Genomic DNA, 7,716 nt, shown 5'->3' on the forward strand with positions numbered 1-7,716 from the left:
AGATGCGCCGGCTGCGCCTGCTTACCCTGACGTGGCACATTGTGCGCGCCAGGGGCCACAGCCCTGCTGCCTTCTTACAACTCGAAATCCATTGAGTATATAATTGCAAGCTTTCGTAACTCATATCCGCTGTTGCGGTGACTTCGTGTTAATCTTAACGTTATTAAGGCCTGGGTTCGTCAGAAAAGATCCTGACATGCAGAACCGATGAGTCATTTAATCTTAGCGACGTTTTCGACGACCAAAGAGAATAAATGACGTTTAAGCCATGAAACAAGCAATTTTCCTGCACTAAAACGGGTTTTTACGGGCGTATTTATAGTGATAATCATAAGATATCTGGTTCGTGAGACGCTGAAAAGCCAGTTGGCGATCCTATTCATCCTGTTACTGATTTTCTTTTGTCAGAAATTAGTCAGGATCCTCGGCGCCGCGGTGGATGGCGATATCCCAACCAATCTGGTGCTCTCGCTGTTGGGGCTCGGCATCCCGGAGATGGCGCAGCTTATCCTGCCGTTAAGTCTGTTCCTTGGCCTGCTGATGACCCTCGGCAAGCTGTACACCGAAAGTGAAATTACGGTGATGCACGCCTGCGGCCTGAGCAAAGCCGTGCTGATCAAGGCGGCGATGATCCTCGCGCTGTTCACCGGCGCGGTGGCGGCGGTCAACGTTATGTGGGCGGGGCCGTGGTCGTCGCGCCATCAGGACGAAGTGCTGGCCGAAGCTAAAGCCAACCCCGGCATGGCGGCGCTGGCCCAGGGCCAGTTCCAGCAGGCCAGCGATGGTAACGCGGTGATGTTTATCGAAAGCGTCAACGGCAACCGCTTCCATGACGTCTTCCTTGCCCAGCTGCGTCCGAAAGGCAATGCGCGCCCCTCGGTGGTGGTGGCGGATTCCGGCGAGCTGTCGCAGCAGAAAGACGGCTCGCAGGTGGTGACCCTCAACAAAGGCACCCGCTTTGAAGGCACCGCGATGCTGCGCGACTTCCGCATTACCGACTTCAATAACTATCAGGCTATTATCGGCCACCAGGCGGTGAGCGCCGATCCGGACGACACCGAACAGATGGATATGCGCACCTTGTGGAAAACCCACACCGACCGCGCGCGCGCCGAACTGCACTGGCGCTTCACGCTGGTGGCGACCGTCTTCATTATGGCGCTGATGGTGGTGCCGCTCAGCGTGGTGAACCCGCGTCAGGGCCGCGTGCTGTCGATGCTGCCGGCGATGCTGCTTTACCTGGTGTTCTTCCTGCTGCAAACGTCGATTAAATCGAACGGCGGCAAAGGCAAAATGGACCCGGCTATCTGGATGTGGGCGATTAACCTGCTCTATTTTGCGCTGGCGGTGCTGTTAAACCTGTGGGACACGGTGCCGATGCGCCGCTTCCGCGCCCGTTTTAATAAAGGAGCGGCCTGATGCAGGCGTTTGGCGTACTTGACCGTTATATCGGTAAGACGATTTTCAACACCATCATGATGACCCTGTTCATGCTGGTGTCGCTCTCCGGCATTATCAAGTTTGTCGATCAGCTGAAAAAGTCCGGGCAGGGCAGCTACGATGCGCTGGGCGCTGGTCTCTACACCATCCTCAGCGTGCCGAAGGACATCCAGATCTTCTTCCCAATGGCGGCGCTGCTTGGCGCGCTGCTGGGGCTGGGGATGCTGGCCCAGCGCAGCGAACTGGTGGTGATGCAGGCATCCGGTTTCACCCGGCTGCAGGTAGCGCTGGCGGTAATGAAAACCGCGATCCCGCTGGTGCTGCTGACCATGGCCATCGGCGAGTGGGTGGCGCCGCAGGGCGAACAGATGGCGCGCAACTACCGTGCCCAGCAGATGTACGGCGGCTCGCTGCTCTCAACCCAGCAGGGGCTGTGGGCGAAAGATGGCCACAACTTTGTCTATATCGAACGCGTAAAAGGCAACGATGAGCTGGGGGGCGTCAGCATCTATGCCTTCAACCCGGAGCGTCGTTTACAGTCGGTGCGCTATGCCGCTTCGGCAAAATTCGATAGCGAAAATAAAGTGTGGCGTCTGTCGCAGGTGGATGAATCCGACCTGACCGATCCAAAGCAGGTGACCGGGTCGCAGATGGTGAGCGGCACCTGGAAAACCAACCTGACGCCGGACAAACTGGGCGTGGTTGCCCTGGATCCGGATGCGCTGTCGATCAGCGGGCTGCACAACTATGTGAAATACCTGAAGTCCAGCGGCCAGGATCCGGGACGCTACCAGCTCAATATGTGGAGCAAAATCTTCCAGCCGCTTTCGGTGGCGGTGATGATGCTGATGGCGCTGTCGTTTATCTTTGGCCCGCTGCGTAGCGTGCCGATGGGCGTGCGGGTGGTGACGGGGATTAGCTTCGGCTTTATCTTCTATGTCCTCGACCAGATTTTCGGCCCGCTGACCCTGGTCTACGGCATACCGCCGATCATCGGCGCGCTGTTGCCGAGCGCCAGCTTCTTCCTGATAAGCCTCTGGCTGATGATGCGCAAGGCCTAGCGGGTAAGCCTGAAACGTAAGCCCCCTCAGCGATGAGGGGGCTTTTTTTTAGCGCTTGCGTCCGCCCAGCAGGCTGCCCAGCATGCCGCGGACGATCTGATTGGTGACCTGGCGAACCGCGCTTTTCGCTGCGGTCTGCACGATACCGTCGCGTTTACCGCCTCGCGGGCCGGTGCTGCCGAACAGGATATCTTTCAGGCCGCCAAGCAGCCCGTCGTCATCGCCGTTCTGCTGGCCCTTCGCCGGCGGAGCCGACTGCTGCCCGGTGGCGACCTGCACCCCTTGCTGCAGCATTTCGAAAGCCGACTCGCGGTCCACCTCCTCCTCATACTTACCGTACAGCGGCGAGTGGTTCAGCAGACTATTGCGCTCGTCATCGCTGACCGGCCCCATTCGCGAGCAGGGGGCGATAACCATCGCCCGCTCGACCACCGACGGGCTGCCTTTCTCATCGAGGAAGGAGATCAGCGCCTCGCCGGTGCCCAGCTCCTGGATCGCCTGCTCGGTACTGAAGGCCGGGTTGGCGCGCATGGTCTGGGCGGCGGTTTTCACCGCCTTCTGGTCCTTCGGCGTAAAGGCGCGCAGGGCATGCTGCACGCGGTTGCCCAGCTGGCCGAGCACGGCGTCGGGAATATCCGCCGGGTTCTGCGAGACAAAGTAGACGCCGACGCCCTTGGAGCGGATAAGGCGGATCACCTGTTCAATTTTATCCAGCAGCACCTGCGGCGCGTCGTTGAACAGCAGATGCGCCTCATCGAAGAAGAACACCAGCTTCGGTTTATCGAGGTCGCCGGCTTCCGGCAGGCGCTCGTAGAGCTCGGAGAGCATCCACAGCAGGCTGGCGGCGTACAGCTTCGGCATCTGGTAGAGCTTTTCGGCGCTAAGGATATTGATCACCCCTTTACCGCTGGCATCGACGCGCATCCAGTCGGCAATATCCAGCATCGGCTCGCCGAAGAAGTGCTCGGCGCCCTGTTGCTCCAGGGTCAACAGCCCGCGCTGGATGGCGCCGATCGAGGCGCTGTTAATATTGCCGTACTGGTTCTGGAAAGACTTGGCGTTATCGCCGATAAACTGGGTGATTGCGCGGAGGTCTTTGAAGTCGAGCAGCAGCAGGCCGCGGTCGTCCGCGATGCGGAAAATAATGTTCAGTACGCCGCTCTGCACCTCGTTGAGATTGAGCAGGCGCGCCAGCAGCAGGGGGCCGAGATCGGAGACCGTCGCCCGCACCGGGTGGCCTTTCTCGCCAAAGATATCCCAGAGCACCACCGGGTTGGCGTGCGGCTCCCAGTCGCTGACGCCGATCTTCTCCAGCCGCGCCTGCAGTTTCTCTGAGCTCTGCCCCGCGGCGGCAATGCCGGTCAGGTCGCCCTTGACGTCGGCCATAAATACCGGCACGCCAATCTCCGAGAACGACTCAGCCAGCTTCTGCAGGGTGACGGTTTTACCGGTGCCGGTCGCACCGGTGATAAGCCCATGGCGGTTGGCCATCGCGGGCAGTAAATAGAGCGCGTTATCCAGCGTGCGCGCAATCAACAGGGGTGAGCTCATGGTCGATTCCTCCATTTATCCTGCGACGATTATAGGCAACCTCGTCGTCCGGCGTTGGGAAAATCGTCACGCGCCGCGCACGCTGTACCGTGAGGGTCTCAGGCGCAGTGGCGCTGGATGAGCGCGATGCTCTGCTCAATTTCGCGCTCGATATCCGCTTCGCTCCATTGCGCCAGCTCGGGGGCGAAGGGCTCAAAAGCGTACACCCCCTGATAGCCGCGGGCTTCCAGCGCTTTAACCTGCTCGCAGGTACCGAGACGATCCTTCGGGGTTAGCATGATGCGCTCGGCATCGGTGAGCTGCTCGCGCGGACGGCTATCGTCCACTCCTGAAAGGTGCACCAGCCCGATATCCGCCACCTCTACCTGGCTGAACTCGTCCGCCGCCTGCGGGTAAAGATGGTGATGGAAGGTATCGATCAGCAGCTTAAACGGCACGCGGGCGTCGTGGATCAGCGTCTGCGCCTGGTGCGCAGAACGCAGCGAGCTTTGCGGGAAGCCCAGCGGCTCCACCAGGCCGTGGATGCCATAGAAGGCGAACAGCGGCGCCAGGTCGCGCAGGGCGCCCAGGGTTTCGCTGGCCGGCACCTCGCTGCCGTCGTTGAGCGGACAGAGCACCAGCGATTTGGCGCCGATGGCCTGGGCCTCTTTCAGCAGCGATTCGGTCAACTGCCGCACCTCTTCGCTACGACGGTTAAAGGGGTAGACCGCGTTAATCGTCAGGATCTCGATGTGGTAGCGCGCCGCCAGCTCGCGCACCTGCTGATGGCTCAGATCGTCGGTCACTTTTCCACTGGGTAAATCGTTGCGCAGCTCGACCTTATTCAGGCCCAGACGGTTCACCAGACGGAAAAACGCTTCAATGCTGAGCGCTGGCGCGATTTTGCGGTTAATACAAAAACGTTGCATTGCGATGGCCATAGGACACTCCTGACGGAAGAGGGGGTAGGTTCGTTCAATTGGCTAACAGTCAAAACGTTTATTCCAAAATTAGCAAGAATGGAAATGATGAATGTTTGAGCTGTCTCGCAAAATATCACCGGCACCGACTACCGGCGCGACAGCGGCGGGAAGCCTGGCGTCGAGGGCAACGAGGCCGATGCGGGAAGCGCACAGGCGACCGGTTAGCGCAAAATGCGACTGTTATCACCAAAATGAAATTTCATTTCACAACAATGTTGAAATATAAATTTCATTTTACTACGGTTATAGCACAGCAGAATCAGCGACGGGCCGGTGTGCGCTGGCCCCCTTCACTATGAGGCGAGAACATGACGATCACAGGAAACTTTATTGGCGGGAAAACCGTTATTAGCAGCAGCAACGAAACGATGCCGGTGTACGACCCGGCGACGGGCAAAGCGGTGCGCGAAGTCACGGTGTCAACCGCGCAGGAAGTCTCCGAGGCGATTCAGGTTGCTCGCGATGCGTTTGACAGCTGGTCCCGTACCACGCCGCTGCGCCGCGCCCGCGTGCTGTTCAACTTCAAAATGTTGCTGGAGCAGCACGTGGAAGAGCTGGCGGGGATCATCGTCAGCGAGCACGGTAAGGTGTGGTCGGATGCGCTGGGCGAGCTGACCCGCGGTATGGAAGTGGTCGAATTCGCCTGCGGGATCCCGCACCTGATTAAAGGCGAATACTCCTCTGACGTCGGCACCGGCGTCGACAGCTACTCGTTGATGCAGCCCCTGGGCGTGGTGGCAGGGATCACCCCGTTCAACTTCCCGGCGATGGTGCCGATGTGGATGTTCCCGCTGGCGCTGGCCTGCGGCAACAGTTTCGTCCTCAAGCCGCCCGCGCTGGCGCCGACGGCCGCTGTGCGTCTGGCAGAGCTGCTGAAAGAGGCCGGTCTGCCGGACGGCGTGTTTAACGTCGTGCACTGCAGCAATGAAGATGCCGAGCAGCTGTACACTGACCCGCGTATTGCGGCGGTGAGCTTCGTCGGCTCCTCCGGCGTGGCGGAGTATATCTATAAGACCGCCAGCGCCCACGGCAAGCGCGTGCAGGCCTTCGGCGCCGCCAAAAACCACGCGATTGTGATGCCGGATGCCGATCTCGACGCTACCGTTAACGCCATTATGGGCGGCGCTTTTGGCTCCGCAGGCGAGCGCTGCATGGCGCTGCCGGTGGTGGTGGCGGTGGGAGATGAAACCGCCGACAAACTGATCGCCCGCCTGAAGCCGCTGGTGGAAGCGCTGAAAGTAGGCCCGGGCTGCATGCGTGGCCAGGAAGAGAACGAGATGGGACCGGTGGTGTCTGATACCCATCAGAAAAAAGTGCTCGGCTATATTGATAAAGGCGAAAGCGAAGGGGCAAAACTGGTGGTCGATGGCCGCAAACTGCGCGTGCCGGGTTACGACGCGGGCTACTATGTCGGCGGCACCCTGTTCGATCACGTCACCCCGGAGATGACCATCTGGCGCGAAGAGATCTTTGGCCCGGTGCTGGGGATTGTGCGCGCGGCGGACTATGACAGCGCCCTTGAGCTGGTCAACAGCCACGAGTTTGGCAACGGCAGCGCCGTTTTCACCAGCAACGGCCACACCGCGCGTGAATTCGTCCACGACGTGCAGGCGGGGATGGTCGGGGTGAACGTGCCGGTCCCGGTGCCGATGGCGTTCCACAGCTTCGGCGGCTGGAAGCGCTCGGTGTTTGGCGCGTTGAACGTCCACGGGCCGGACGGCGTGCGCTTCTACACGCGTATGAAGACCGCCACCGTACGCTGGCCGGCAGGGCAGCAGACCGTATCTGAATTCAGCATGCCGACGTTAGGTTAATCGGCGAAGGAGAGCGCCATGTCGTTACTGGCTAAATCGCGAAAAGAGGGACAGATCCAGCATATTACGCCGCAAAGCGCCGGTTGGCGCTATATCGGCTTTGATGTCTGGATGTTGAAAAAAGGGCAGACCGTGACGCTGGAGAGCGGCGATCGCGAGCTGTGCCTGGTGCTGGTCGCCGGGCTGGCGTCGGTGAAAACGCAACATGCCGATTTCCCGAATCTCGGTAAACGGATGTCGCCGTTTGAACGCACCCCGCCGTGGTCGGTCTACGTCCCGCCGCAGGATAAAGTCGAGGTGACTGCCGATTCCGATCTGGAGCTGGCGGTATGCAGCGCGCCGGGCAAAGGCCGCTTCCCGGCACGCCTCATTCGGCCGGAAGACGTCGGCGTAGAGTACCGTGGGAAAGGGCGCAACCAGCGTCGGGTGCATAATATTCTGCCGGACAGCGCCGAGGCGGACTGCCTGCTGGTGGTGGAAGTCTACACCGACGAGGGGGCCACCAGCTCGTGGCCGTCGCATAAGCATGATACCGCCCAGCCGGGCAAAGAGACGCAGCTGGAAGAAACCTACTATCACCGCTTCGATCCGCCGCAGGGCTTTGCCTTCCAGCGGGTCTACACCGACGACCGCAGCCTGGACGCCTGTATGGCGCCCTACAACCACGATGTGGTGATGGTGCCGCGCGGTTACCATCCGGTGGCAGCAATTGCCGGTTACGACAGCTACTATCTGAACGTGATGGCCGGGCCGGACCGGAAATGGCTGTTCACCTGGGAAGATGACCACGCCTGGATCAACACGCCGGAGTATCCGCGCCACGACTGACGCGCGGTGCAGAAGCGGATAAAGAAGGCCGGTTAGCGATGCTAACCGGCCTTCCTGTTT

Annotated in this window: 6 protein-coding genes; 4 read left to right on the plus strand and 2 right to left on the minus strand. The window is 60.2% G+C overall.

Going from position 1 to position 7,716, the window contains the following annotated elements; all coding sequences use genetic code 11:
- The first annotated feature begins 321 nt into the window (after window positions 1-321).
- Both lptF and lptG read left to right on the plus strand, forming a co-directional pair.
- Window positions 322-1,419 carry an LPS export ABC transporter permease LptF gene (lptF, locus tag HMPREF3140_RS18690; protein ID WP_002886955.1) on the plus strand — a complete coding sequence of 366 codons (1,098 nt, stop codon included), beginning with the start codon at window positions 322-324 and terminating at the stop codon, window positions 1,417-1,419.
- Entirely contained in the window at window positions 1,419-2,501 is a 1,083-nt protein-coding gene (gene lptG, locus HMPREF3140_RS18695) for an LPS export ABC transporter permease LptG (protein ID WP_002886956.1), read from the plus strand. The genes lptF and lptG overlap by 1 nt, the downstream gene beginning before the upstream one ends.
- A gap of 48 nt (window positions 2,502-2,549) precedes the next feature.
- Here the strand turns inward: lptG and HMPREF3140_RS18700 are convergent, their stop codons facing one another.
- Window positions 2,550-4,052 carry a helicase HerA-like C-terminal domain-containing protein gene (locus HMPREF3140_RS18700; RefSeq protein WP_032412875.1) on the minus strand — a complete coding sequence of 501 codons (1,503 nt, stop codon included), beginning with the start codon at window positions 4,050-4,052 and terminating at the stop codon, window positions 2,550-2,552.
- A gap of 98 nt (window positions 4,053-4,150) precedes the next feature.
- Complete coding sequence (locus HMPREF3140_RS18705; protein WP_009309296.1) at window positions 4,151-4,972, minus strand: TIM barrel protein; 822 nt, start codon at window positions 4,970-4,972, stop codon at window positions 4,151-4,153.
- A 350-nt stretch (window positions 4,973-5,322) separates the two neighbouring features.
- Here HMPREF3140_RS18705 and HMPREF3140_RS18710 point away from each other — a divergent pair, with 350 nt between their 5' ends.
- Together HMPREF3140_RS18710 and iolB are read left to right on the plus strand one after the other, a co-directional pair.
- Complete coding sequence (locus HMPREF3140_RS18710) at window positions 5,323-6,828, plus strand: CoA-acylating methylmalonate-semialdehyde dehydrogenase (RefSeq protein WP_004146794.1); 1,506 nt, start codon at window positions 5,323-5,325, stop codon at window positions 6,826-6,828.
- Between the two features lie 18 nt (window positions 6,829-6,846).
- Complete coding sequence (gene iolB, locus HMPREF3140_RS18715; RefSeq protein WP_032412878.1) at window positions 6,847-7,656, plus strand: 5-deoxy-glucuronate isomerase; 810 nt, start codon at window positions 6,847-6,849, stop codon at window positions 7,654-7,656.
- Window positions 7,657-7,716 lie beyond the last annotated feature (60 nt).

Origin of the sequence: Klebsiella sp. HMSC16A12 (assembly GCF_001808265.1) — a bacterium.
GTDB lineage: Bacteria > Pseudomonadota > Gammaproteobacteria > Enterobacterales > Enterobacteriaceae > Klebsiella > Klebsiella pneumoniae.